We start from the raw sequence: 24398 nt of genomic DNA, 5'->3' as shown, positions 1-24398 counted from the left end.
GCGTTCCTGAAAATCCTCTATAGAGTAGCGATGAAAATACAAAAAAGAGGTGTGACCATGAGCAATTCCGTTGATGAAGATGCAAAAGATGCAAAGCCTATCGCCGAAGCCGATCGCGAAGCGCCCGAGAGCAAATGTCCCTTTCATGCAGGCAAGCCTGCGCAGTCAAATCAGGCACCGGGCGGTGGCACCACGAACCGTGACTGGTGGCCAAATCAACTCCGTGTTGACCTGCTGAATCAGCATTCATCCCGTTCCAACCCGCTCGATGAAACCTTCGATTACCGTAAAGAGTTTGCAAAACTCGATTATGCTGCGCTGAAGGCGGACATCAAAGGGCTTCTCACCGAGTCACAGGCGTGGTGGCCCGCCGACTGGGGCAGCTATATCGGCCTCTTTATCCGCATGGCCTGGCACAGCGCCGGAACCTATCGATCCGTTGACGGACGCGGTGGTTCAGGTCGTGGCCAGCAGCGTTTTGCACCGTTAAACTCCTGGCCGGACAACGTCAGTCTGGATAAAGCGCGTCGTCTGCTGTGGCCCATCAAGCAAAAATATGGCCAGAAGATCTCCTGGGCCGACCTCTACATTCTGGCGGGTAACGTCGCGCTGGAAAACTCAGGCTTCCGCACCTTCGGCTTTGGTGCCGGTCGGGAAGATGTCTGGGAACCGGATATGGATGTTAACTGGGGCGAAGAAGCCGCCTGGCTGGAACATCGTCATCCCGAAGCCCTTGCTCAGTCGCCATTGGGTGCCACTGAAATGGGTCTGATTTATGTCAATCCGGAAGGGCCGGAACACAGCGGCGATCCTGCCTCGGCTGCCCCGGCGATTCGCGCCACCTTTGGCAATATGGGCATGAACGATGAAGAGATCGTAGCTCTGATTGCAGGCGGCCATACGCTGGGTAAAACCCACGGTGCGGCACCCGCCAGCCACGTTGGCGTCGATCCGGAAACGGCACCTATCGAAGCGCAGGGGCTGGGCTGGGTGAGCAGCCACGGCAGCGGTGTCGGTCCCGATGCCATCACATCCGGTCTGGAAGTCATCTGGTCGCAGACACCAACTCAGTGGAGCAATTACTTTTTCGAAAACCTGTTCAAATATGAGTGGGTTCAGACGCGCAGCCCGGCGGGGGCAATTCAGTTTGTCGCCGCAGATGCACCGGAAATCATTCCGGATGCCTTCGACAGCGCGAAGAAACACAAGCCCACCATGCTGGTTACCGATCTGACACTGCGTTTTGATCCGGAGTTCGAAAAGATTTCGCGTCGTTTCCTCAACGATCCGCAGGCGTTTAACGAAGCCTTTGCCCGTGCGTGGTTCAAGCTGACTCACCGTGATATGGGGCCGAAAGCGCGCTACATCGGACCTGAAGTGCCGCAGGAAGATCTGATCTGGCAGGATCCGCTGCCTGCACCAGTGTTCCATCCGACCGTTGCGGACATTGCACAGCTGAAAGAGAAGATTGCCGCCTCCGGCCTGAGCGTCAGCGAGCTGGTGTCGGTGGCCTGGGCGTCGGCCTCGACCTTCCGTGGCGGTGACAAACGTGGCGGTGCCAACGGCGCGCGTCTGGCCCTGCTGCCGCAGCGCGAATGGGACGTCAATGCCGTCGCCGCGCGCGTGCTGCCGACGCTGGAAGCCATTCAGCGCGACGCTCACAAAGCTTCACTGGCGGATGTAATCGTGCTGGCGGGTGTAGTGGGTGTGGAGCAGGCGGCGAAAGCGGCAGGCGTATCCCTTGATGTGCCCTTTACCCCTGGCCGGGTGGATGCGCGTCAGGATCAGACCGACGTTGAGTCGTTCAACCTGCTGAAACCGCGTGCAGACGGCTTCCGCAATTACGGCACTGGTTTCGGCAAAACCACGACCGAAAGCCTGCTGATCGACAAAGCGCAGCAGCTGACGCTGACCGTACCGGAATTGACGGTGCTGGTGGGCGGCATGCGTGCGCTGGGCGCTAACTTCGATGGCAGCCAGCACGGTATCTTCACGCAGCAGGTCGGCACGCTGAACACGGATTTCTTCGTAAATCTGCTGGATATGCGCACCGAGTGGAAGGCCGCCGATAGCCGGAATGAAGCTTTCGTGGGTCGCGATCGCGTCAGCGGCGAAACCCGCTTTACCGCCACCCGTGCCGATCTGGTGTTTGGTTCCAACGCGGTGTTACGCGCCTCGGCGGAAGTCTACGCCAGCAGCGATGCGCGTGAAAAATTTGTCAGAGACTTCGTGGCTGCCTGGACCAAAGTGATGAATCTGGATCGTTTCGATCTCTGATTGCTCTGAAGGCTGAACCCGTCTGACAGGCGACTGCACCCCAAACGCTGGCATGCCAGCGGAGTAGGGTGCAGTTTTTTGCGTATTTTGATGGCAGGTCCGATATCCCTTTTTCCCGGACCCGATCGGGCAGAGTATTACTCGTCTAATGTCAGCGGCGGCAACTGCGCAAAAATGCTCAGGAGGCCTTCGCCCCAGCCTTTACGGATCATGTCGAAATAGGGATGTGTTTCGGTGATACGGTGCTGTTGCGCCGTGCTGAAACTCTCTGTGGGATAGATCATCACATCCAGCGGCAGGCCAACGGAAAGATTGCTGCGCAGTGTGGAGTCCATCGAAATCAGCGCACATTGCATCGCCTGCTCCAGCGCAGTGTCGTAGTTCAGCACGCGATCAATTATCGGCTTACCATATTTACTTTCACCGATCTGAAAGTAGGGCGTGTCGTGCGTGGCCTCGATGAAATTCCCCTGTGGATAAATATGAAACAACCGCAGCCCTTCTCCTTTGATCTGTCCACCCAGCAGCAGATTGCAGCTGAAATCAGTATTGCCCCCCTGATTGGTGCCGCTGTCCCGTGCAATGACCTCACGAACCGTTTCACCCAGCAGGCTGGCGGCATCGTAAAGAGAGGTGACGTTAAGCAGATTTTCACGCTCATCGTCTGCGCAGCGACGATGCAGCAGACTGATAATGCTCTGTGTGGTTGCCAGGTTTCCGGCACTCTGGATCACCAGCACGCGTTCATCACTCTGATGAAAAACATGCAGTTTACGGAAGGTGGAGATATGGTCCACTCCGGCATTGGTGCGTGAATCTGAAACAAACACCAGACCAGAGGACAAGCGCATAGCCACACAGTAAGTCATAGGCTTCCTCAGATATTCAGGATCATTGCGGAACATCAAGCATGGCAACGGCAGCGACGGTGCGCATCTCTTCGCTTCCTCCACCTAACCGGCTACCGCGAACCGGGCAGGCATCAAGATAATCGATGCCCACAGCCAGTTTCAAATGTTGATTCGGTTTGCAGGTATTATTGGTGACATCGAAGCTCTGCCACCGATCATCCAGCCAGGCTTCTGCCCACGCATGCATAGCCACATGCGCCGAGTCGGCTGTGTAAAGATAACCACTGACGTATCGTGCCGGAATGCCCAGGCTGCGACAGCAGGCCAGGAAAACGTGAGTGTGGTCCTGACATACCCCCGTTTGTGCTGAAAAGGCGTCAGACGCGCTGTCCTTAACCGACGTGCTGCCAGGCGTGTAGGGCATTTTCGCCAGCAGTTCGCCCATCAGGCTGCACAGACTTTCATGCTGCGCCTGGGGACGATAATAGTGGCTGGCAAAATCGCGGATGGCACCATCAGCCCGGGTCAGCGGACTGGTGCGCAAAAACACCAGCGGCGAAAGAGGGCCACAGTTATCATCCTCCATGTTGTCTTCGATTTCGACCACGCCGTTGGCGACAATGGTGATCGCCTGATGCGGCTGATCGAGTGTCAGAACATGCAGCACATTGCCGTAAGCATCCAGCGTTCGTGTGGCATATTCCGGTAGAGACAAATCCCAAGATAAAATCGTCTGATGGCTGGAATCCTGCGGTGTGAGGCGGAGGTACTGGGTACTGTGTTTCACCTGTTGCGCATAGCTGTAATGCGTCTGATGCGTCACGTTCAGTTTCATTATTGCGCCTCCAGATAGGTTTGATGAATGCTTTCAGCGATGGCATTGGTCTGCGCCAGAAACTGCATCAGCCAGGGGCTGAGCCCCTTCTCTGCGATTTCATCCATGTCAGTGAAACGCAGCTGAGCATGAAGAGTATGAACCTGACGCCGGGGCAGATTACCCGTTGCGCCGCCGATCTCCTCCAGCTGTCCGGCCATGATTTCGATGCAGGAAAGCAGGGATCGCGGTAACTCCCGGCGCAGTATCAGCAGTTCGGCAATATGCTTCTGGCTGATTTGTTGCTTATAGAGCGTGTGGAACGCCTCGCGGGCGCTGACCGCACGCAGCAGCGTATCCATGCGGTAATATTCACGGACCGGATCGTCATCGGCATTCAGAAGCTGGTTCTTAGCATCCAGCAGGCGCGCAGTGCTGTCTGCGCGTTCAAGCAGCGTACCCAGACGGATGAAGTTCTGTGCATCACTGCGCAGCAGAGTGCCAAACATCGCACCCCGAAACAGGTGTGATCGCTCTTTGACCCAGTCGAAAAAGGCATCCGCACCGGCAGAACCGACCCCCTGACGGCGGATCAGTTTCATCTCTATCCAGGTAGCATTGATGCTTTCCCAGACTTCAGAAGAGAGACTGCCGCGTACGGCATGCGCATTTTGCCAGGCCATTTGCAGGCAACTGAAAATGCTGCTGTGATTGAAGCTGTCCAGGGCGAAAAAGTTAAGCAGATGACTCATCGACACCTGCGGATAATGTTCGTCGAACAGTCGCCGCGTGCCGGTCATGGTTAGTGGTACCAGTAAATCATTGTTTTCATCGCGTGCGTGGACATCCCGGATCGACATCATCGAGAGCTTATTGGTGACATCCAGCAGGCGGGCAATCGTCTCGGCGCGTTCCAGATAACGCGCCATCCAGTAGAGTTCGCTGGCTGTTCGGCTTAGCATGCGTCATTCTCCATCGAATTTTCTTCCAGTACCCAGGTATCTTTGGTTCCGCCGCCCTGAGAGGAATTGACCACCAGCGAGCCTTCTTCCAGCGCTACGCGGGTTAATCCTCCAGGGACCAGTCGAATTTCGGCACCGGTCAGCGCAAAGGGGCGCAGATCGATATGACGAGGCGCAAGGCCGTTGCCAACAAACGTCGGGCAGGTGGAAAGCGCCAGGGTTTCCTGCGCGATGTAGTTCTCTGGCCGGGCGCGCAGGAGGTCGCGGAAGCGTTCAATTTCCGCCTTGCTGGCCGAGGGGCCAATCAGCATGCCGTAACCACCGGCACCATGAACCTCTTTTACGACCATTTTTTCCAGGTTCGCCAGCACGAAGGAGAGATCGCTTTCCTTGCGGCATTGCCATGTCGGCACGTTGTTCAGGATGGGATCTTCCGCCAGATAGTAGCGGATCATCTCCGGCACGTAGGGGTAAATGGATTTATCGTCTGCCACGCCGGTTCCGATCGCATTCGCCAGCACCACGCCACCCGATCGGTAGACCGAGAGTAGGCCAGGCACTCCTAGCATGGAATCGGCGCGGAACGCCAGCGGGTCGAGAAAGGCGTCGTCAATACGTCGATAGATCACATCAATTTTGCAGGGGCCAGCTGTTGTGCGCATAAACACTGCACCATCTTTCACAAACAGATCGACACTCTCAACCAGTTCAACGCCCATTTGCTGTGCAAGGAAACTGTGCTCGAAATAGGCACTGTTAAAACGGCCTGGCGTCAGCACGACGACCGTGGGATCATTGACGGTCGTGCTTTCGCGCAGGGTTTGCAGTAAATGGGAAGGGTAGCGTGAAACCGGCGCGATGCGCTGTCCGGCGAACAGTTCGGGATATAACCGCATCATCATTTTGCGGTTTTCCATCATGTAAGAAACCCCGGATGGCGTTCGCAGGTTGTCTTCCAGCACGTAATATTCGCCATCTCCGCCCCGTACCATGTCCGTTCCGGCAATGTGGGCGTAAGTGTCCCGATGAAGGTTGATGCCCTGCATGCAGGGCTGATACTGATCGTTGGCCAGCACCTGTCCGGCGGGCACAATGCCTGCTTTCAGGATTTTCTGGTCATGATAAATATCATGCAGAAAAGCATTCAGTGCCAGAACCCGCTGGCGGATCCCGCGGTCAAGCATCTGCCATTCGCCTGCCGGAATAATACGTGGCACGCTGTCGAACGGGATCAGGCGTTCCGCAACATCATCTTCGCCATAAACGTTAAAGGTAATCCCCACCCGGTGAAACAACAGCGCCGCTTCCTCTTTTTTACGCTGGACTGCCTGTTGATCGGCCTGCTGCAACCATTGCCAGTAATCCTGATAGTGGCTGCGATGTTTGCCTTCAGCCGTCAGCATTTCATCAAAAAAGGGTGAATCGGAAAGGTCAATCTTGATCATCATCACCTCACAAACTGAGCAGGCTGTAATTGAATCGTTCACTAGCCATAAAGCTCAGGCATAAAGTGTGCCAGCGTGCAAAATAGGCTGAAAATCAGGGCTGATGAGGGCGTCTTGCCTCAATTGGGTGCGATCCGCCTGCGGGTTGGGTTAAAAGAGGGCAGAAAGCGTCCATCGGAAGGAAAAATGATCGCTGATGAGGCGCCCTGGATGATGTGAAACAGGCGAGTCACTACTGACACCGTGGTTTTGACAGGGATGTTTACTGGAATTGCCTGATTGAGAACAGGCGGGCGATTTTCAGACAGAGTAAACGTAAAAAACCCGCTCAGGTTTCCCTGAGCGGGTTTCTTGAATCTGGCTCCTCTGACTGGACTCGAACCAGTGACATACGGATTAACAGTCCGCCGTTCTACCGACTGAACTACAGAGGAATCGTTTGAACGGGGCGCATAGTAACGGCCGCGCCCGGCCATGTCAAAGCTCTTTTTCATAAATCTTTCTGACTGCTGAAATAGTCGCCACTTTGCTGTGTCAGATGGCGAAAACGTGCCTCCGCAGGCGGAAGAGGCCGCTGAAACCGCCATCAAAACTGAGGTGTTTATGAGGGGTTCTGGCAGGGGATAGCGCTTGTCAGACGGCATCAGGCGTGATTTTAACGAATAGTTTTTTACTGCCGTCACAAACTGTTATTTCCGGCTTTGTCAGCCGCAAAACCGAAACGTAGATTTCATTTCATCCCTGAACTGAATTTCGGAGCTGAAATGAACAAAGTCAGAATCGGCATGATCGGCAGCGGCTATATCGGACGTTGCCACGCCATTGCCTATGCGCAGGCGCCAACCGTGTTTGCGCTGAAAGGCGAAATCGTCCGGGAGATGCTGGCCGAGGTGAATCCTGAGCTGGCGGCCCGTCAGGCAGCAACCTTTGGTTTCGCACGCTCCACAGGGGACTGGCGTGCGCTGGTCAGCGATCCGGCCATTGATGTGGTCGACATCTGCGCGCCCAACTTCCTGCACAAAGAGATGGCGCTGGAAGCGATACGTCACGGCAAGCATGTCTATTCAGAAAAGCCGCTCTCATTAAGCGTGGCGGATGCACAGGAGATGGTGGCAGCCGCACAGGCCGCAGGTGTCAAAACCCTGGTCGGCTTTAACTACATGAAAAACCCGACCAGCCAGCTGGCGAAAGAGATTATTGCCGGTGGCGAGATCGGTGAGGTGGTGCACTTCTACGGTACCCATAATGAAGACTATCTTGCCTGCGCAGAAACGCCGCGTGACTGGCACTGCCAGAAAGCGCTGGCGGGACTCGGTGCGCTGGGCGATCTCGCCGCGCATATTGTGAATATGGCGCATTATCTGGTGGGGGAAATTACAGAGGTGAGTGGCGATATGATGACGGTCATCACCTCGCGGCCGGACCCGAAAGCGCCCGCACAGCAACTGCCGGTGGAAAATGAGGATCAGGCCAGCGCGCTGCTGCGGTTCAGCAACGGTGCGCATGGGGTGATTGAAACCTCTCGTATTGCCTGTGGCGCAAAAATGGGCCTGACGTATGTCGTGACCGGCACCAAAGGCACGCTGCGCTATACGCAGGAGCGCATGGCCGAGCTGGAACTCTATCTGCATGATGAACCTGCGGGTCGGCAGGGATTTAAAACCCTGCTGACCGGACCCGCTCACCCGGACTACGCCAGCTTCTGCGTCTCCGCCGGCCACGGTATTGGCTTTAACGATCAGAAAACCGTTGAGATTCGCGACCTGATTAACGGGATTGCGGCTGGCGATCGGATGTGGCCCGATTTTGCGGAGGGGTTACAGGTACAGAAGGTGCTGGAAGCGATTGCGCATTCGGCGGAGCAGCGCCGCTGGATGAGGGTTTAATCGCGGGCAGGGCGGGAAACCCGTGCTTCCCGCCCGTGTGTATCAGATCAGGCCGCTTTTTTCCCACCACAGCCTGTCGAGCGCATAAAAGCGATCGCGCTGACTTTCAGGCTGGTTGAGGTCGCGTTTCCACGGCTTGGCCAGAATATAGTGCAGGTTCTTTACCTGATTGTCCTGCCAGAGGCCGCTGTGCTGGAACGGCAGGGTTTTTAACGCGTTGTAGATATAAGAGAGCGGTTTCCAGCGTCCGGCAAAAACTTCATTCAGCAGATCCTGCTCGGAGAAAGGATAGGCGCTGAGATCGTCAATGGCGGCGATACGCTTTTCCAGCATATCGAACATCGCGTTGTCCGGCTCAAGCACCAGAAAACCACCATTCAGATAGATGTCCAGCTCCGCAGGCGCGGTTTCACCGCGGGCCTGCCAGGTATAGTGACACTGCTCGGGCTGCCACTCCGGCGGATAAGAGGCGATTTTATTCGGGTTACAGCGGCAGGCGTGGCAGGCAGCCAGCACATTCCCGCCGAGATCCAGGGTAAACAGCTCATCCATATTTTTCAGCACCAGCATATCGGCATCCAGAAACACCACACGCTGATAATCGGTGAGCTGCCAGGCACGCAGCTTGGTCCAGACTTCACCAAACTGCGCTGACGCGTAATGCTGAGCCAGATCGTCACGCGGATAGAGCGGCTCGACCGGCTTAACCACACAGCCTGCATCTCGCAGAATCTGACAGTCAGCCTCAGGAATGGCGTGTGTGGTCATGACCACCAGCGGCCACTCGCTCTGGCTCTGCTGCAGTGAACGGTGCAGCGCTTTGACGCCCACCAGATAATCGGGTTGTGTTAACAGCGTTACCCAGGCAAACATAGCGTTCCTCAATCAGTCAAAAAGTGGCGTGATGTAGTCATTACCCAGCCGACCCTGCGGATCGAGCTGGCTTCGCAGGGCGCGGAAAGCGTCCCACTGCGGATAGAGCTCACGCCAGTTATAGCGATCTTCATCGTAATACTTACCCCAGTGCGGGCGGCCTCCCTCTTCGGCGAGCAGCTTTTCCACTTCAGTCAGGAAGTGCAGTCCTTCCTGCGACAGCGAACCATCGTCAGCGTAATAGACCACAAAGCCAAAGAAACAGGTGGGCTGGTCCGCTGCCGGGCTGAGCCAGGCGGATGACGCGCCGGTACAGCGCAGGATAATCGGGTAATGCATGTGCGGACGCTTCTCTGCATACCACGCCTTGATCCGGCGAATGATGGCGGGCGTTTTCGCCAGGGGCACGCCAATCTCCACGTTGATCTGCGGCACCGCAATACCCCGGCAGAAAAGCTGATAAATGTCACCGGTTACATCGGTGAAGTCACGGAAGCGGGTGACGGTGCGGAACTGTTTACCGCCTTTGCCATGGATCTGCGTGTCGCGATGCATGTGCGCCAGTGTCTGATCGATGGTGGCATTAAGGCTTTCGTCAACGTCACCCTCATGTTCCACCACCTGACGGCCCTGTTCCTCGTAGCGCTGACGCTCTTCATCACTGGCTTCGTGCGCGTTCCAGACATGCATCAGGTTATCATCCACGAACCACCAGGCTTTGCTCAGTGTGTAGTCGTCGTTCCAGCGCAGCAGATCCGCTTCCAGCGTATCGGCAGAGACGGCGTTTTTGTGGCAGGTGAAGATGCGGAACGGCTGCGTGCGCAGCGTAACCGCCGTCACGATCCCCAGCGCGCCCAGCGACACCTGCGCCGCCGGAAAATCGGCCTCGCCGCGCACAAATTCGCGTACGCTGCCGTCGGCCAGCACCATCCGAATGGAGAGCGCCTCATCGGCTATCGAACTCTGCTGCAAACCCTGACCGTGGGTGCCGGTTGCCATTGCACCGGCCAGCGTCTGAATCGCGATGACGCCTGGCGACGAGGCCAGCATGCGATTCATTTCGGTCAGGTGGCGATAGACCTGCTCCAGCGGCGTCGCGCCAGCAAAGGTGACGCTGTGGTCGTCACTGGCAATCAGGCCGCGCAGTGCGCTGAGATCAAGCAGCAAATCGTCTTTACCGACGTTCAGCATGCGGCCCGGTGAAAGTTTGCTGCCAATCACCCGAATCTGACCGCGTGACGTCTGGATTAATTTCTGTAACGCCGCTTCGCTGGCGGGGCGGCGGACCTGATTACGTGTGCCGATTTGCGCATTCTGCGCCCAGTTCCACAGCGCATCATCATCGGGTTCAATATGGGTCTGGCGAAGCGGATAAAGGCGTGCGTCTCTGCTCACAACAGCGTTCCTTTTACAGGGTTTAATGACAGTGATTTACTAAGCGTAGACCATGAGTAAGCGGAGCCCGGGCCAGGCACTCTTATTTGCGGATATAACGGAGCGTGGCAGTGACAGCCAGCTGGCGATTGCGGCGGATACTCTCCTCTTCACTGTTGTCCGGCATGAAGAGGGCGCTGAAGGTATAGCGGTTTGAAACATGATGCACACAGATGCTGCTGATCAGGCGATGGACATCGAGGGTTTCGACATCGGTAGTGAAGATCCCCTGCTGCTGCCCGCGTGACAGAATGTCATCCAGCAGATCGAGCGCGCTGCGGTTAACGGTTTTAATCTGCGGCGACTGGGTGATGTAGCGGCCGCGCAGCAGGTTCTCGCTGCAGACCAGCCGGATAAAATCGGGATGGGCGACGTGATAATCGAAACTCGCCTCGACCAGGCGCGTCATCGCCAGTTCCGGCTCCATCGCTGCCAGGTTCAGACCCGTTTCATGCTGGCGAATCTGCTGATACACCTGTTCCAGTACCTCAATGTAGAGCTGTTCCTTGCTGCCAAAGTGATACACCACCATGCGTTTGGTGGTCTGCGCATGTTCGGCAATCTGCTCCAGCCTGGCGCCCTGCATTCCAAACTCTGCGAAGGTTTTCAGTGCGCCGGCAATGATACGTTTCTTCAGCCCTTCAGGGTCATTTTTACGTTTTTTTAATTCAGACATGGTGCTCAACAGGATAATTTTGACCGGAGAATGGTAGCACAGTGTGCAGGGGGCAACCGCTATCACCGGGACCGCAAATGCGGCAGCCTGGTACAGTCCGGACGATTACGGGTATAATCCGGGGAATAATTTAACAGGTTCAGAGACGACAATGACAAAACTCACCTTGCAGGAGCAGATGCTGAAAGCGGGACTGGTATCCAGCAAAAAGATGGATAAGGTTAACCGGACTGCGAAAAAATCCAGAGTTCAGGCCCGTGAAGCCCGGGCTGCGGTGGAAGATAACAAAAAGGCCCAGCTTGAGCGGGACAAGCAGCTGAATGAGCAGCAGAAACTGGCGGTGCTCTCGAAAGAGTACAGGGCACAGATCAAACAGCTGATCGAAATGAACAGAATTGACGTGTCGCGTGGCACTATCAGCTTCAACTTCACCGATAACAACCTGATTAAGAAAATCATGGTGGATAAGCCGACGCAGACTCAGCTGATTAATGGTCGCCTCGCCATCGCCCGTCTGGTGGGTGATAAGGACGGTGAAAACCCGTATGCCATTATCCCGGCCAGCGTGGCGGACAAAATTGCCCAGCGTGATGCCAGTGCCATTGTTTTAAACAGCGCACTGAGTGAAGAGGCTGAGGACGAAGATGACCCCTATGCGGACTTCAAAGTTCCAGATGATTTAATGTGGTAATGCTCCGCAGATCAGAACGGGCTGGGCGCGGAGAGCGTCATGGGTTCGCCGCTGACCGGATGCGTCAGCGTCAGTTCGCTGGCGTGCAGCATCAGCCGTTCTGCCTGCTCTGCGCCAGGCAATAACCGGCCGCCGTACAGATCGCAGCCCAGGATCGGATGGCCCAGTTGCTGACAATGAATACGCAGCTGGTGGGTGCGTCCGGTTTCAGGCGTCAGCGCAACCCGGGTCACCGGCAATCCACCCTGGCTCTCCCCCGGAAAAATTCCCCGTTCAATGACCCGATAGCGTGAGCGCGCGGGTTTACCCGTGTCCGGGCAAATCACCATTCTGGGAAACTGCGCCGGATCTTTCGCTATCGCAGCGTCAATCACCCCTTCTTCATCAGCCAGATGGCCGCACAGTAAAGCCTGATAGGTTTTGCTGACGCGACGCTGGCTGAACTGCTGGCAGAGTGCTGCATTAATCAGCCTGTTCCGGGCCACTATCATCAGCCCGGACGTGCCGAAATCCAGCCGGTGAACCAGCGTGCAGCCGGGAAACCGTGCCACCAGACGATGATGCACAGAATCGAGATTCAGCGGATTTTTACCTGACAGACTCAGCAATCCGCTGGGTTTATTGATGACCAGCACATGCTCGTCCTCAAAAAGCAGGGTGACCGGCTCAACGCAGGGCGGGGCAATAAACGTATCGTTAATGACAGACATCGGACAACCAGCAGGAAAACGGGAGCGGATCATACCCGATCGCCGGGTTAATGACGACGCCGGAGCAGCCCGGCAATCTTAGGTCAGAACTCACGACTTTCTGTTACAGAGGCAGCGTTTGTCTGTTGCGAGGACAGGTGGCCATAAGCGGTAAAAACCAGACAGACCGTCGCCGCCAGCAGCGTAAGAAGAACAGAAAGTTTCATGTTAATGCCCGGAAGCGGGAGAATCGCCAAGTCTGACAGCCTGGGCAAACAGCGACAAACAGAACAATCCGGAAAAAAAGATTAAGTACATTTGTTCAGCAGGTTACGCAATTATTAGTGATTTATTCGGGCAGTTCTTCTTTTTACGACTACAGTCTCTGGTGAGGTTGTCATCAATTCGTACCTAATGGAGGATTTTCTGTGTTAATTCAAAACGACGAGAAAGGCCACGTCATTATTGGTGAAGCGGCACTGAGCCTCGCCCTGGGTGAAAAAGAAATTAGTATTGCAACACTCTTTACTCAGCTGGGATATATGGCGAAAGCGGAAAGCAATGCTGACCGGCTGGCGCAAATCTCCGAGGCCAGAACATGGCTGAGTAGTTTTAAGTCACCGGAGATTGCTCAACAGCAGGTGCCGTACCTGCAGACACTCGCAGGCCTGAACGACGAACTGAACTAGCAGCAACTGAACTGACGCCAGTAGACGTAGTCCGGCTCCGGCCGGAAAACGACGAAGCGGACGACCTCATCGGTTGCGCGAGAGCGTATACCGGCCGGAGAAACTGTCAGGGACGACACTCCTCCAGCCACACTTCTTTTTCTCACCTGAAACCTCAGGCAGACAAAGAAGACCATCAGGCGCTGACCAGACTGTTTCAGCTCTCACTCTCGTTCATCTCGCCCTGACGTTGTATGCCCATTCTCATCCTGTCGTGTCATCTCCGTATGGGAGACAACATTTCATGCTTCAGAAAAGCGGAGCGGAGAAGCATCCGGGCCAGCCTTTTCACTGAGGCTGGCGGAATGATTATTCAGGTGTGGCTGAGCCCGTCGTCAGAAGCTTTCCCAGCCGGTATCTGAGGCGGCTTTAGCCGGCATGGCGGGCACCAGGCGGGGGGGTATCGCTGGCGAGGTTTGGCTGATGCTGTGCTGCACCGCAGAGAGCCGGAATACCGCGACTGTTTTTTCCAGCTCATCCGCCTGAGACTCCAGCGACGTGGCGGCGGCGGATGACTCCTCAACCAGCGCTGCGTTCTGCTGGGTAGTCGAATCCATCTCGGCCATGGCGGTTGCAATCTGAGAAATGCCACGGTTCTGCTCATCTGAGGCGGCAGCAATTTCACCCATAATATCCTTGACCTGACTGACCGAACGCACAATGTCGTTCATGGTTGTCCCGGCCCGTTCCACATATTCAGAACCATCATGTACCCGATCGAGTGACTCGCGAATCAGCGTTTCGATCTCTTTAGCGGCCAGTGAACTGCGCTGGGCAAGGTTACGAACTTCGCCAGCGACGACCGCAAAACCACGACCCTGTTCGCCCGCGCGCGCAGCCTCGACGGCGGCGTTCAGCGCCAGGATATTTGTCTGGAATGAGATGCCATTGATAACGTTTATAATGTCGCCAATTTTGCCCGAGCTCTGGCTGATGTTGTTCATCGTGTTAATGACGTCATGGATAATTTCACCCCCGCGTCCGGCATTGACTGACGCCTCTGTCGCCAGCTGACTGGCATGATGGGCGTTTTCCGCATTCTGCTTCACGGTTGAGGAGAGTTCTTCCATACTGGCTGCCGTCTGAACCACTGCGGCAGACTGCTGTTCGGTACGGGAGGAGAGGTCAGTATTTCCTGCCGCAATTTCGGCTGAGGCACGCGCCACGCTGCTGACGCCATCCCGTACCTTCGTAATAATGGTCTGTAAACTGGCGCTCATAGCATCGACGGCCTGCATCAGCTGGCCTAATTCATCTCCCCGCGTGGCGTTCAGCGAGGGGGTTAAATCCCCTTCCGCAATACGCTGGGCAACGTTGAGCGTCTCTTTTATTGGACGGGTAATACTGCGGGTAATCTGCCAGGCGATCAGCAGGCTCATGACGACGCAAATCAGTGACGCAAAGCCAATGCGCCATTCCGCCTGTTTAATAAAGGCTGCAGACGAATGGGACTGGAAGACAAAGATATCGGACACGGCGCTGTTTAATCGTTCTGCGGCTGTGGTCAGTTGCGCGGATTCCTCTTTCTCTTTCACGGTAGCCGCAAGATAGAGCGTCACGGGCTGGCGCTGCTGGGCCAGAATAGTGAGGACGACGCGGGAAAGTTCATCGATAGCCGGCTGGTTAAAGCTGTTCAGTTGCTCACTCAGTGTGGTAATAACACTGTATTTTTCAATGACTGCATCCCGGCCAGCCTCGGAGGGCTTGTCCAGAAACGCTTTTTCAATATTCACGACGTCGAATAATTCTGCTGCCAGCCTGGAAAGGGGGAGTGCGGCTTCGGGGGTCTGTGCCAGATCCAGTGATTCGAACTGATGAGCCACCCTGTTCAGCTGGTCTGTTTTTATTAATTCCAGCTCGCGGGTGGTTGACTGAGCGGCGGTCAAAAACTTCTCCCGCTGTTTCAGATACTGCTCAAGCAGTTGTCCCATCATAGAAACTTTCTGCTGACCGATTTCATCCCATTGAAAGGCAGAGAGGCGTTTATAAAGAACTTCAAGTTCCGTCAGCGCCTGAACGTTGAGTGCGGCAAACTTAGGATCTTTGGTGTACTGGAACAGGGTTCGGTTCAGGCGTGCCTGACTCAGGACGTCGACCATTTTCACCGTCACCGTTCGCCGGGCGGAATTGTCTTTGATACTACGGAAACAGTCAAAAGCCATAAAGGTAATAGCAAGCGAAGCCGCGATGACGAGAACAAATCCGGCACCCAGTTTTTTCCCGATTTTGATATCGGAGATGCGTTGAGAGAGGCCCATAGGTTTTACCTTTAATGAGAAGCCGAGAACAGGAAAATGATTAAATTTAAGGCTGATCTTCTTATCGTCCGGTATCACAAAATCTTTAAGTTTATTTACCTTTAACCCGGTAAATTTATTAATGAGATTCTCAGGGTTTAACGGCGAAGCTATCTGCCTGTCAGCTGACTCATTTTTTTAAATTTATGATTTTTAATTATTATTTTAAAGAAGGGGATAGTTAAGTTAATGCATTTTTTCGGCCGTTTTAAAAACATTGATCCTGATCAATTTAATCAACATGAAGTGTAAAATGGAGCGTAGGGGATGAAAGATTTAAGCGATACTTATCAATATAATGATAAGGATCTTAATCTTTAGCCTTAAATGCAGTGAACTCCCCAGCTCCGCACCCGTTATTGTTTCTTTTAATCTTTATTGCCGGGATCTGTGCCTTTATTTGCAGCCTGTCCGCTCCGCTTAAAACAGCGCCACCTCTCTATTACCGCATTTCAGCAAAGGAGTGCCATTTTTAGCATTTGTGATCGCCGTCGGTCTTCACTGAGAATGACAATCGAAGGTTACGAGAATGATAAAAGTGCTGAATTCCTCGTTTAATCAGACTTTCAGCGCTGAACGGTCACGATCATTTTTCCCTCTGGGGGGACAGTTAACTATCAGGAGAAAGGTTCCAGTGAAATTTATAAAAGGAATGTCCGTGTTAGCTCTGGCGCTCAGCGTACAGGCCAGTTTTGCCGCCGAACCCTCAGTGCCTGCGGAGAGCACTGTGCATGTTAACGTGGATCCGGCGCTGAAGAGCCTGCTGCCTGCTGATATTCTCAAACGGGGTTACATCGTGGCAGGAACCAATCCCAACACACCGCCGACGACCTTCTATAAAGAAGATAATAAAACGCTGGCCGGTCGTGAAATTGACATCATGAATGCGGTGGGTGAGCGTCTGGGTATCGCCGTGCAGTGGCGCGACACCGGCGGCTTTGACAATATTATTCCCGGTCTGAAAACCGGACGTTATGACGTCGCGCTGTCAAACATCAATGCCACGCCAGCCCGCCTGAAACAGATCGACTTCGTCGGTTACTACAGCGCCAGCCTGCTGGGCATTATCTCCCGCAAAGATGCGGGTGTAACGCCTTTTAAATCCCTGAACGATGTGTGCGGCAAAGAAGTTGGCGCTGGCTCCGGCACTACCCAGGTGACGCGGCTGGAAGAGGCCAGCAAAGCCTGTGAGACAGCGGGTAAGCCACCGATCAGGGTCGCGATATTTCCGGATCGTCCGGCTGGCGTGCAGGCGGTGGTCAGCGGGCGCGTTCCATTCTTCCTCGGCCCTTATGAGGGACTGCTGTGGCAGACCAAAGTGATCAAACCGCTGACCATGAGCGGCGAAATCACCGTCAGCGATGCACCGGTTTCTGTAGCATTTCCGAAAGCCTCCCCGCTGGAACCAGCCGTGCAGGCGGCTCTGAATTCGTTAATCAAAGATGGCAGTTACCTGAAAATCCTCGATAACTGGGGAATCGGATTCGGTGCCGTAACCGAAGCGCGGCGCAACGAAGAGATCTTTAAATGAGAGAAATTTCGGACCACACCGACGACCTGAAAATCGTCGGTAAACGCTACTATGGACGCTGGCTGAGTGCGCTGGTGATGCTGTTATGCGTAGTGGCGATGGCGCATTCGATGATTAACAATCCGCGCTTTGAATGGCAGGTGATTGCAGAGAACTTCACTGCGCCCTCCATTCTGCAGGGTGTGTTAATGACGCTGCAGCTCACGGCCATCTCGGTGGTCCTGGGATTCGCTTTTGGCACGGTGCTGGCGCTGATGCGCCTCTCTTCTAACCCGGTGCTGGTGGCGGTGAGCTGGGCGTACACCTGGTTTTTCCGCGGTGTGCCGATGCTGGTGCAGCTGTTTCTCTGGTACAACATCGCCGCGCTCTATCCCCGCATCGCGCTGTCGATCCCGGGATTGGGCGAACTCTGGAGCGCGCAGTCCAATGCGCTGGTGAGTCCATTCAGCGCGGCGGTGATCGCGCTGGTGATGCATCAGTCTGCCTACGCCGCAGAAATTGTACGCGCTGGTATTCAGAGCGTGGGCAATGGACAGATAGAAGCGGCTCGCGCCCTGGGATATCGCCCGGCGCAGATTTTCCGCCATACCGTCTTACCGCAGGCGATGCGCGCCATTATGCCGCCAGCGGGCAATGAGATTATCGGCCAGCTGAAAACCACCGCAGTGGTGTCGGTGATCTCTCTGCAGGATGTGCTGTTTTCGGCGCAGATTATCTATCAGCGCACTTATGAAGTGATCCCACTGCTGCTGGTCGCAACCCTGTGGTATCTACTGATGACCTCTGTGCTCTCTGTCGGTCAGTACTATGTCGAGCGCTACTTTGGTCGCGGTGTGACGCGGCGAGAAAAGCGCAGCCTGCTGTCTGCATTACCGCGCTTTTCACTGCCGAAAACGCAAAGGAGCGTGAGCAATGGCTGAAGCAATCGCACTGCGCAAAGTCACCAAGCGCTTCTCCGGTGTCACCATTCTCGACGAGGTGAATCTCGATATTCCTGCCGGATCGGTGACCGTAATTCTGGGGCCATCGGGTTCCGGCAAATCCACGCTGCTGCGCTGTATTAACCATCTTGAAAAGCTGGATGGCGGTACGATCCGCATCGGCGGCCAGATGGTGGGATACCAGCAAAAAGGCCAGGCGCTGCACGAACTCAGCAGCAGTGCCATTGCCCGCCAGCGCGCGGAAATCGGCATGGTGTTTCAGCAGTTCAACCTGTTTCCGCACCGCACCGTGCTGCAGAACATTACGGATGCACCGATGCGGGTGAAAAAGCAGAGCCGTCATCAGGCGACCACCAAAGCGCTGGCGCTGCTGAAGCAGGTGGGGCTGTCTGGCCGCGAAGATGAGTGGCCGCAGAACCTCTCCGGTGGTCAGCAGCAGCGGGTGGCCATTGCCCGCGCGCTGGCGATGGATCCTGGCGTGATGCTGTTTGATGAGCCGACCTCCGCCCTTGATCCTGAGCTGGTGGGGGAGGTGCTGCAGGTCATTAAGCAACTGGCACATTCCGGTATCACGATGGTGGTTGTCACCCATGAAATCGGCTTTGCCCGTGAGGTCGCCGACAACATTGTGTTTATGGAGAATGGCCGGATTGTGGCAGCCGGTCCGACGCAGCAGGTCCTTGACGATCCGGACAACGGACGTGTCAGAAACTTTATTGCAACGGTGCGCTGAGCAACGTTTCTTTTTTGGTAATCAGGAATCAGCATGACCCAGAAACCGGTAATGCACAGCGCCCACTGGGGCGCTTTTCACGTCCAGCACAGGGACGATCAACTGCTGATTGAGCCGTTCCACCGCGATCCCGATCCCAGCCCGCTATTGCAAAACTTCCGTCATGCACTCAATCATCCGGCGCGTGTCGCGCTGCCGATGGTACGGCGTGGCTGGCTGGAAAACGGGCCAGGCCCGGATCAGCGTCGTGGTGCTGATGAGTATGTCGCGGTCAGCTGGGAAGAGGCCAGTCAGCGGGTGGCGCAGGAACTCAAGCGGGTTGGTGAAGCATACGGCCCGGAAGGCATCTTTGGCGGATCGTACGGCTGGTCAAGTGCAGGCCGCTTTCATCACGCACAAAGCCAGGTGCACCGTTTCCTGAACACGGTGATGGGCGGGTATGTCCGTTCTGTCAATAGTTACAGTTCCGGCGCGGCATCTGTCCTGCTGCCACATATTGTCGGTGACATGAACGAGATCGCCCGACGTGGCGTGAGCTGGGAGGAGATCGCCGCGCACAGCGAGGTGGTGCTGGCGTTTGGCGGCCTGGCGCTGAAAAACGCGCAGGTGGCCAGCGGCGGCCTGAGCGAACACACCGAGCGCGGTTTTATGCAGCGAGCGGCACAGCGCGGTACCCGGTTTATCTCAGTGAGCCCGCTGAAAAGCGATCTGCCTGAAGAGGCGCAGGGCGAGTGGCTGGCGCTGCGGCCCGGCACGGATGCGGCGTTTATGCTGGGTCTGCTGGCGGTGCTGATTACGGAAGCGTTAACCGACGAGGCGTTTCTGGCGCGTTACTGTATCGGCTGGCCGCAGATGGTCGCTTATATTCGCGGTGAAGAGGATGGCGTAGTCCGTGACGCGCACTGGGCCGCTGAGATCTGCGGCGTCAGCAGCGATCTGATCGGTCAGTTTGCACGGCAGTTGCACGGTAAGCGGGTGCTTGTGACCGTGACTCATGCTTTGCAGCGTGCCGAGCATGGCGAACAGCCGGTGTGGCTCGGCCTGGTGCTGGCGGCAGCGCTCGGACAGCCAGGGCTGCCCGGCGGTGGATATACCTATGCACTGGGTGCGCTGGGCCATTATGGTAAGCATCATAATCTGGTCAGCTTTCCGGCCCTGCCGCAGGGTAAAAATGGCATTGACCGCTTTATTCCGGTGGCGCGTATCGCCGATATGCTGCTCAATCCCGGCACAAAGTTTGACTACAATGGCCGACAGCTGACCTATCCCCATATCCGTCTGGCTTACTGGGCGGGAGGCAATCCATTTCACCATCATCAGGATCTGGCGCGGCTGCGTCAGGCTTTCTGCCAGCTGGATACGCTGATCGTGCATGAAAGTGCCTGGACCGCCACGGCGCGCCATGCGGATATTGTCCTGCCCGCCACCATGACGCTGGAACGTGAGGATATCGGCGGTGCGCCGACCGATCGCCATTTAATCGCCATGCAGCCGGTGGCTGCGCCTTACGCCGAAGCCCGGGATGATTATACGATTTTTCGTGACCTGGCCCGGCAGCTGGGCAGGGAAGAGGCATTCAGCGAAGGGCGTGATGCGCGTGGCTGGTTGCAGCATCTTTACGGCCAGCTGCAGGAAAAACTGGCCGCTCATCAGGTGCAGACACCCGATTTCAGCCAGTTCTGGCAGCAGGGCGTGCTGGAGCTACCGCAGGTAAAGGATGGTGGCCGCATGATGAGGGCGTTTCGTGACGACCCCGACGCCGCGCCGCTGCCAACGCCAGACGGAAAAATTGAGATCTTCTCCGCGGTGATCGCCAGCTTTGGATATCACGACTGTCCCGGTCATCCCGTATGGCGTGAGCCGCAGCAAAAGCCCAGTGCCAGCTATCCCTTCTGGCTGATTGCCAACCAGCCTGCTTCACGGCTGCACAGTCAGCTCGATTTTGGCGATTACAGCCAGCGCACCAAGCGGAGCGGTCGGGAAGTCTGCAATCTGAACCGGGACGATGCGGCAGCACAGGCGATCGTGGATGGCGACATCATCGAACTCTTTAACGCGCGCGGCCATGTGCTCGCCAGCGCGCGTCTCACCGACACCATTATGCCTGGCGTAGTTCAGCTGCCAACCGGTGCCTGGTACGATCCGGTCGAGCCGACTGCCGCCCGTCCGTTATGCCGCCACGGTAATCCGAATGTGCTGACCATGGATATTGGCACTTCATCACTGACGCAGGGCTGCAGTGGCCAGATTACCGTCGTCCAGGTGAGAAAGTTCGCCGGGGAGATTACGCCCGTTCAGGCGTTCACTCCCCCCGCAATAGCAGACTAGCGGTTCAGTGCTCCGGTCAGCGTCTGCAGGTCGGCTGCTGACCGCAGGGCACTGACAGCAGCAAGGAGTTCGGGCGGCGCATCATCCAGCGCCCGGTGGAGCTTGCTGTTGACATCCACGCCTTCCGCCAGCGATGCCTGTCGCGTCCGCCGCTGATGCCGCGTTGTGCCATCCGAAAGCCTCAGCGTGACCACATGAAAGCGCAGGGCAGGATTAAGGGCATCCGGCGGCGCAGTCTCATCCGGCGTCCGCCGTACGCGGCTGGCCAGCGGCATCACGTGCTGATTGAGATTGCCTTCTGCGAAATCCTCCAGGCGCAGGTCGCCATAAATCAGCATGGCGGCGATCACATATTCCAGGCTGAATCGCGCTTCAATCCCGTTAGCCGGCGTCCGGATTGAGGCGGCAATATCACCGCCCGGTGGAAAGGCAACGGTGATCTCAACGATCTGGCTGAGCAGGGCATCCAGAGATTTGCCCGCAGCCAGCCACTGCTGACGCAGAATGCGGGCGGCTTCTGCCGCGCTATGGGTGCCTGCGCAGGTCGGGAAGGGTTTGAATTCCAGTCCCGGCGTGCCGATCCGCCACGGGCTGCCCCAGTTTTCCAGCAATTTCTCCGGCTGTGCCTGGTCCGCGCTGCTGACGGCAACAAAGGCTTCAATAACCCCCTTGTGGCGGCCATCGATTCCGGCAAGGGTCAGCTGAGCCGCTGTCACGGCCCGTTCGGCGGCAAAGCCCGCATGCAGCGGTTTTATCGCCGAACCAAACTGAGCGCGTAATCCGCTAGCCTGGGTCGCCGCAATGCCCAGCAGGGTGGCCGTGGCATCACTCTTCATCTCCAGCAGACGCGCCAGCGCCGCCGCCGCCGCAAGGGTCCCCAGCGTCGCCGTGTTGTGATAGCCCAGTGCGTAATGTTGCTGGCTGACCGCCAGCCCCAGACGACCGGCCATCTCTACCCCCGTGACGTAAGCATCCAGAAACTGCTCCAGGCTTCTGGGCTGAACCCGTTGCCAGGCGAAAAGTGCAGACAGGATCACGACGCTGGGATGACCGCGAAAATCGGCATGAAAGTCGTCGTAGTCCAGCGCATGTCCTGCATAGCCCAGCAGCAGCGCCTGTGAACGCACACTGCCGTCGCTGTAGAGGGTGCGCAGAGCCGGTAAGCCACTATCCGGTACCGTGCCCTGCAGCACCGGCCAGCTCACCGCCAGAAAATCCCGGATGCCTTCGCGTGCATGCTCGTGCGCGGCGGCATCCGGCTGACCGTCGAGGATCGCGGTAGCCAGCGCCGCAGTCAGGTTCATTGGGGACGCCCCGCTGAGCTGAGTGCCGCCCGCGCAAGGTTGGCCAGATAGCGCGCCGTGGGAATCAGCACCTCATCATTAACCCGGAAAGCAGGGTGATGCAGCGCATAGGGTTCACCGGTACCCACCATCATAAAAGCGCCTGGCAGCCGCTGCTGGTAGAAGGCAAAATCTTCTCCAATCGGACTCGCCTCAACCACGCGTGCTTCAAATCCACTGCGCTCCGCCTGCTGTAAAGCCACGTCCACCCAGTGCGCATCGTTGACCACCGAAGGTGGCCCGGCATGCCAGATAAAACTGATCTGTGCATCAAAGGCGGCCCCGATGCCTGCCACAATCGTCCGGAAGCGTTGCTCAAGGCGCTGCCGGGTTGATTGTGAAAATGTCCGAACGGTGCCCTCCAGCCAGGCGCTGTCCGGGATGACGTTCCAGGTGCTGCCGCTGTGGATCTGGGTGATAGAGACCACGGCGTTGTCAGCAGAAGGGGCATTGCGGCTGATCAGCGTCTGCGCAGCAGCAACAATCTGGGCCACAATAACGATGGGATCATTACCCTGATCCGGCTTAGCGGCATGACTGCCAGTGCCGCTAATCGCAATCTCAAAGCGGTCGACGGCGGCGGTCAGCGGCCCGGCTTTTGAGCCAATGACGCCAGCGGGCAGGGACGGATCGTTATGAATACCGAAAATCGCCAGCGCATCGTTTAATGCCCCGCTGGCAATCACCTCCGGCGCACCCTGGCCCGTCTCCTCCGCGGCCTGAAAGAGGATCCGTACCCGACCGGGCAGATTCTCTTCCTCTTGCTTTAACAGGATCGCCGCGCCCAGTGCCGCCGCGCTGTGAAAATCGTGTCCGCAGGCGTGCATCACGCCAGGACGCTGTGAGCGATAGCTGACGCCAGATTGCTCTTCAACAGGCAGTGCGTCGATATCGGCCCGCAGAACAATCAGCGGACCTGCTGACGCGCCAATCTCTGCGACCAGGCCGGTTTTCAGCGGCAGACTGAGAATACGTATCTGATGCTTTTCCAGCTGCGCGCGCAGGCGGGCTGTGGTGTCGAACTCCTGATTCGATAATTCCGGAAACTGATGCAGTTCATGACGGAATGCGATTAGCTGATCGTCTAATGTGGCGGAAATAGTGATGCTCATGGTGCGCTCCCTTGTTCTGCTGTCTGACGGCGTAACCAGACATCATGTGCCGCCGGGTCCAGAATTTTTTTCATATAGAGGGTGATATGGCCTTTGCCAAGATCGCGGGTATGCATCGGCTGGAAGCCGCGCTTCAGGTACATCGCCTGCAGCCACGGATGGCTGGTGGCCGTGCCCAGAGAGACTGCCGGGGCGCGCAGCTGACCCGTCAGAATCTCCTGTTCGATCCACTCCAGCACCTGGCAACCAAAGTGCTGGCCGGGATAGTCAGGATGCGCGCCAAACCAGCCAATATGTGGCAGGCCAAAGGGGCCAGGCAGCGGTCCCCAGGGATAGCGAACGGTGGCTGAAGAGACCATCTTCTCGTCTGCATAGAGCGCATACACGCCATGACTCTGCAGATGGTGTAGTGCCATCGCGCGGTCAGCGGTGGCGGCATCAAATTTAATGCCCAGCGCTTTAACGGGCGCATAAGCAGCATGCATCAGAGCCAGATAAACATCGGCTTCATCCTCTCTGACCTGGCGAAAATCGAGTTGCATGTTATTTTCCGGAAATTGCGCTGCGTAGAGTGAATTAATTCAGCCGGAGGAGAAGAGTAACAGTAAAGCGTCAGACTGCTATATGTGAAAAATAACTAACCTCATGCAGATTTGTGAATAAAGAATGGCGGGTTTTCAATTGCTTAAATGAGTGATTACCGTACTATTTAAATAAGAAGTAACTCTATTTTCAGTCAGCAACTTAATGTATTTGAATCCCTTTTTGGCCTAATTTTTATAATCAG

General features: G+C 56.3%; 20 protein-coding genes and 1 tRNA gene. 8 read left to right on the top strand and 13 right to left on the bottom strand.

The window, feature by feature from the left end; genetic code table 11:
* Positions 1-57 precede the first annotated feature (57 nt).
* The gene (gene katG / locus ACLHDD_RS08765) at positions 58-2277 is read left to right on the top strand and encodes a catalase/peroxidase HPI (protein WP_427103794.1); all 2220 of its coding nucleotides are present in this window, start codon (positions 58-60) and stop codon (positions 2275-2277) included.
* Between the two features lie 137 nt (positions 2278-2414).
* On the opposite strand, the gene ACLHDD_RS08760 is transcribed toward katG, so the two are convergent.
* From ACLHDD_RS08760 to ACLHDD_RS08740, 5 genes are all read right to left on the bottom strand, one after another.
* Positions 2415-3146 (bottom strand): peptidase, encoded by a 732-nt coding sequence (locus ACLHDD_RS08760; RefSeq protein ID WP_427103793.1) that lies wholly within the window; start codon positions 3144-3146, stop codon positions 2415-2417.
* A gap of 22 nt (positions 3147-3168) precedes the next feature.
* Positions 3169-3963, bottom strand: a complete 795-nt coding sequence (locus tag ACLHDD_RS08755; RefSeq protein WP_427103792.1) for a transglutaminase family protein — start codon at positions 3961-3963, stop codon at positions 3169-3171.
* Positions 3963-4904 carry an alpha-E domain-containing protein gene (locus ACLHDD_RS08750; protein WP_427103791.1) on the bottom strand — a complete coding sequence of 314 codons (942 nt, stop codon included), beginning with the start codon at positions 4902-4904 and terminating at the stop codon, positions 3963-3965. The genes ACLHDD_RS08755 and ACLHDD_RS08750 overlap by 1 nt, the downstream gene beginning before the upstream one ends.
* Positions 4898-6349, bottom strand: a complete 1452-nt coding sequence (locus ACLHDD_RS08745; protein WP_427103790.1) for a circularly permuted type 2 ATP-grasp protein — start codon at positions 6347-6349, stop codon at positions 4898-4900. The genes ACLHDD_RS08750 and ACLHDD_RS08745 overlap by 7 nt, the downstream gene beginning before the upstream one ends.
* Positions 6350-6707: 358 nt before the next feature.
* Positions 6708-6783: transfer RNA gene (locus ACLHDD_RS08740), tRNA-Asn, on the bottom strand.
* A 330-nt stretch (positions 6784-7113) separates the two neighbouring features.
* Here ACLHDD_RS08740 and ACLHDD_RS08735 point away from each other — a divergent pair.
* Positions 7114-8235: a Gfo/Idh/MocA family protein gene (locus ACLHDD_RS08735; RefSeq protein ID WP_427103789.1), complete on the top strand. Its 1122-nt coding sequence runs from the start codon at positions 7114-7116 to the stop codon at positions 8233-8235.
* A gap of 42 nt (positions 8236-8277) precedes the next feature.
* Here the strand turns inward: ACLHDD_RS08735 and ACLHDD_RS08730 are convergent, their stop codons facing one another.
* From ACLHDD_RS08730 to ACLHDD_RS08720, 3 genes are all read right to left on the bottom strand, one after another.
* Positions 8278-9108, bottom strand: a complete 831-nt coding sequence (locus ACLHDD_RS08730) for a glycosyltransferase family 8 protein (protein WP_427103788.1) — start codon at positions 9106-9108, stop codon at positions 8278-8280.
* A 12-nt stretch (positions 9109-9120) separates the two neighbouring features.
* On the bottom strand, positions 9121-10503 hold the full coding sequence (locus tag ACLHDD_RS08725) for a D-arabinono-1,4-lactone oxidase (RefSeq protein ID WP_427103787.1): 1383 nt from the start codon (positions 10501-10503) through the stop codon (positions 9121-9123).
* 82 nt (positions 10504-10585) lie between these two features.
* On the bottom strand, positions 10586-11218 hold the full coding sequence (locus ACLHDD_RS08720) for a TetR family transcriptional regulator (RefSeq protein ID WP_427103786.1): 633 nt from the start codon (positions 11216-11218) through the stop codon (positions 10586-10588).
* A 151-nt stretch (positions 11219-11369) separates the two neighbouring features.
* On the opposite strand from ACLHDD_RS08720, the gene ACLHDD_RS08715 reads away from it, so the two are divergent.
* Entirely contained in the window at positions 11370-11909 is a 540-nt protein-coding gene (locus ACLHDD_RS08715; protein ID WP_427103785.1) for a DUF2058 domain-containing protein, read from the top strand.
* A gap of 11 nt (positions 11910-11920) precedes the next feature.
* Here the strand turns inward: ACLHDD_RS08715 and ACLHDD_RS08710 are convergent, their stop codons facing one another.
* Positions 11921-12619, bottom strand: coding sequence for an RluA family pseudouridine synthase (locus tag ACLHDD_RS08710; RefSeq protein ID WP_427103784.1), 699 nt, complete (start codon positions 12617-12619; stop codon positions 11921-11923).
* A gap of 407 nt (positions 12620-13026) precedes the next feature.
* On the opposite strand from ACLHDD_RS08710, the gene ACLHDD_RS08705 reads away from it, so the two are divergent.
* The gene (locus ACLHDD_RS08705) at positions 13027-13287 is read left to right on the top strand and encodes a hypothetical protein (RefSeq protein ID WP_427103783.1); all 261 of its coding nucleotides are present in this window, start codon (positions 13027-13029) and stop codon (positions 13285-13287) included.
* A gap of 374 nt (positions 13288-13661) precedes the next feature.
* On the opposite strand, the gene ACLHDD_RS08700 is transcribed toward ACLHDD_RS08705, so the two are convergent.
* The gene (locus ACLHDD_RS08700) at positions 13662-15584 is read right to left on the bottom strand and encodes a methyl-accepting chemotaxis protein (RefSeq protein WP_427103782.1); all 1923 of its coding nucleotides are present in this window, start codon (positions 15582-15584) and stop codon (positions 13662-13664) included.
* Positions 15585-16275: 691 nt separating this feature from the next.
* Here ACLHDD_RS08700 and ACLHDD_RS08695 point away from each other — a divergent pair.
* Genes ACLHDD_RS08695 through ACLHDD_RS08680 form a run of 4 tightly spaced genes read left to right on the top strand, consistent with a single transcriptional unit; the run spans position 16276 to position 21156 of the window.
* Entirely contained in the window at positions 16276-17154 is an 879-nt protein-coding gene (locus ACLHDD_RS08695) for an ABC transporter substrate-binding protein (RefSeq protein ID WP_427105190.1), read from the top strand.
* Positions 17151-18074: an amino acid ABC transporter permease gene (locus ACLHDD_RS08690; protein ID WP_427103781.1), complete on the top strand. Its 924-nt coding sequence runs from the start codon at positions 17151-17153 to the stop codon at positions 18072-18074. The genes ACLHDD_RS08695 and ACLHDD_RS08690 overlap by 4 nt, the downstream gene beginning before the upstream one ends.
* Positions 18067-18828, top strand: a complete 762-nt coding sequence (locus ACLHDD_RS08685) for an amino acid ABC transporter ATP-binding protein (protein WP_427103780.1) — start codon at positions 18067-18069, stop codon at positions 18826-18828. The genes ACLHDD_RS08690 and ACLHDD_RS08685 overlap by 8 nt, the downstream gene beginning before the upstream one ends.
* 33 nt (positions 18829-18861) lie before the next feature.
* Positions 18862-21156 (top strand): molybdopterin-dependent oxidoreductase, encoded by a 2295-nt coding sequence (locus ACLHDD_RS08680; protein ID WP_427103779.1) that lies wholly within the window; start codon positions 18862-18864, stop codon positions 21154-21156.
* Here ACLHDD_RS08680 and ACLHDD_RS08675 read toward each other — a convergent pair.
* From ACLHDD_RS08675 to ACLHDD_RS08665, 3 genes are read right to left on the bottom strand one after another with little or no spacing between them, the layout of a single operon-like run.
* Positions 21153-22460, bottom strand: coding sequence for an MmgE/PrpD family protein (locus ACLHDD_RS08675; RefSeq protein ID WP_427103778.1), 1308 nt, complete (start codon positions 22458-22460; stop codon positions 21153-21155). The genes ACLHDD_RS08680 and ACLHDD_RS08675 overlap by 4 nt on opposite strands.
* The gene (locus ACLHDD_RS08670; protein ID WP_427103777.1) at positions 22457-23611 is read right to left on the bottom strand and encodes an amidohydrolase; all 1155 of its coding nucleotides are present in this window, start codon (positions 23609-23611) and stop codon (positions 22457-22459) included. The genes ACLHDD_RS08675 and ACLHDD_RS08670 overlap by 4 nt, the downstream gene beginning before the upstream one ends.
* Positions 23608-24153 (bottom strand): GNAT family N-acetyltransferase, encoded by a 546-nt coding sequence (locus ACLHDD_RS08665; protein ID WP_427103776.1) that lies wholly within the window; start codon positions 24151-24153, stop codon positions 23608-23610. Before ACLHDD_RS08665 ends, ACLHDD_RS08670 begins: the two co-directional genes overlap by 4 nt.
* Positions 24154-24398 lie beyond the last annotated feature (245 nt).

The sequence above is a fragment of the Pantoea sp. NSTU24 genome (genome assembly GCF_050157905.1).
Taxonomy (GTDB): domain Bacteria; phylum Pseudomonadota; class Gammaproteobacteria; order Enterobacterales; family Enterobacteriaceae; genus Pantoea.
Note: the sequence above shows the minus strand (reverse complement) of the source record. Positions and strands in the feature narration are given on the sequence as shown.

Bases quoted from the DNA above. Each gene is read 5' to 3' on its own strand.
- ACLHDD_RS08685 (WP_427103780.1), top strand. From the start codon at position 18,067: ATGGCTGAAGCAATCGCACTGCGCAAAGTCACCAAGCGCTTCTCCGGT.
- katG (WP_427103794.1), top strand. From the start codon at position 58: ATGAGCAATTCCGTTGATGAAGATGCAAAAGATGCAAAGCCTATCGCC.
- ACLHDD_RS08735 (WP_427103789.1), top strand. From the start codon at position 7,114: ATGAACAAAGTCAGAATCGGCATGATCGGCAGCGGCTATATCGGACGT.
- ACLHDD_RS08730 (WP_427103788.1), bottom strand. From the start codon at position 9,108: ATGTTTGCCTGGGTAACGCTGTTAACACAACCCGATTATCTGGTGGGC.
- ACLHDD_RS08755 (WP_427103792.1), bottom strand. From the start codon at position 3,963: ATGAAACTGAACGTGACGCATCAGACGCATTACAGCTATGCGCAACAG.
- ACLHDD_RS08750 (WP_427103791.1), bottom strand. From the start codon at position 4,904: ATGCTAAGCCGAACAGCCAGCGAACTCTACTGGATGGCGCGTTATCTG.
- ACLHDD_RS08760 (WP_427103793.1), bottom strand. From the start codon at position 3,146: ATGACTTACTGTGTGGCTATGCGCTTGTCCTCTGGTCTGGTGTTTGTT.
- ACLHDD_RS08690 (WP_427103781.1), top strand. From the start codon at position 17,151: ATGAGAGAAATTTCGGACCACACCGACGACCTGAAAATCGTCGGTAAA.
- ACLHDD_RS08670 (WP_427103777.1), bottom strand. From the start codon at position 23,611: ATGAGCATCACTATTTCCGCCACATTAGACGATCAGCTAATCGCATTC.
- ACLHDD_RS08745 (WP_427103790.1), bottom strand. From the start codon at position 6,349: ATGATCAAGATTGACCTTTCCGATTCACCCTTTTTTGATGAAATGCTG.
- ACLHDD_RS08680 (WP_427103779.1), top strand. From the start codon at position 18,862: ATGACCCAGAAACCGGTAATGCACAGCGCCCACTGGGGCGCTTTTCAC.
- ACLHDD_RS08720 (WP_427103786.1), bottom strand. From the start codon at position 11,218: ATGTCTGAATTAAAAAAACGTAAAAATGACCCTGAAGGGCTGAAGAAA.
- ACLHDD_RS08695 (WP_427105190.1), top strand. From the start codon at position 16,276: ATGTCCGTGTTAGCTCTGGCGCTCAGCGTACAGGCCAGTTTTGCCGCC.
- ACLHDD_RS08715 (WP_427103785.1), top strand. From the start codon at position 11,370: ATGACAAAACTCACCTTGCAGGAGCAGATGCTGAAAGCGGGACTGGTA.
- ACLHDD_RS08710 (WP_427103784.1), bottom strand. From the start codon at position 12,619: ATGTCTGTCATTAACGATACGTTTATTGCCCCGCCCTGCGTTGAGCCG.
- ACLHDD_RS08700 (WP_427103782.1), bottom strand. From the start codon at position 15,584: ATGGGCCTCTCTCAACGCATCTCCGATATCAAAATCGGGAAAAAACTG.
- ACLHDD_RS08675 (WP_427103778.1), bottom strand. From the start codon at position 22,460: ATGAACCTGACTGCGGCGCTGGCTACCGCGATCCTCGACGGTCAGCCG.
- ACLHDD_RS08665 (WP_427103776.1), bottom strand. From the start codon at position 24,153: ATGCAACTCGATTTTCGCCAGGTCAGAGAGGATGAAGCCGATGTTTAT.